This window comes from Streptomyces sp. NRRL S-118 (assembly GCF_000716335.1).
In the GTDB taxonomy this organism is placed as follows: Bacteria; Actinomycetota; Actinomycetes; order Streptomycetales; family Streptomycetaceae; genus Streptomyces.
The window spans coordinates 919-1,402 of record NZ_KL591070.1 but is presented as its reverse complement, the minus strand read 5'-3'; the positions used below and the strand labels follow the sequence as shown (position 1 = coordinate 1,402).

General features: G+C 70.5%; 1 protein-coding gene. It reads left to right on the top strand.

Going from position 1 to position 484, the window contains the following annotated elements; translation table 11 throughout:
* On the top strand, nucleotides 1-484 hold a 484-nt coding region (locus IH00_RS38645; RefSeq protein ID WP_199819891.1), incomplete at both ends, for a polyketide synthase dehydratase domain-containing protein.

Here is a 484-nt window from a genome sequence, read left to right as displayed (position 1 = left end):
TTCCAGCGGGAGAACTACTGGTTGATGCCGTCCGCTCAGGGTGGTGATGTCGCGGCGGCGGGTCTGGACCGGGTCGAGCACCCTGTCCTGGCGGCGGCGGTGCAGATGGGTGACCGGGACGAGTGGGTGTTCACCGGTCGCCTTTCCACCGACAGTCAGCCGTGGGTGCGCGATCACGTCGTTCTCGGCGTGTTGATCGTGCCGGGCACGGCGTGGGTCGAGCTGGCGTTGGCCGCCGGCCGCCGTGTGGGTGCTCCGGTGGTGGACGAGCTGGTCATGGAAGCGCCGCTCCTGCTGGACGAGGGGACGACCGCCCAGGTGCGGGTCTCCGTGGGTGCTGCGGGTGAGGACGGTCGTCGTGAGCTGGTGATCTTCGCTCGCACCGAGGCTGGTGAAGACGCCGGGATGACGTGTCATGCGCGGGGGTGGCTGGCTCCCCAGGAGGCGGCGGCGGTGTCGTCGTGGGCTCCGGTGGAGTGGCCGC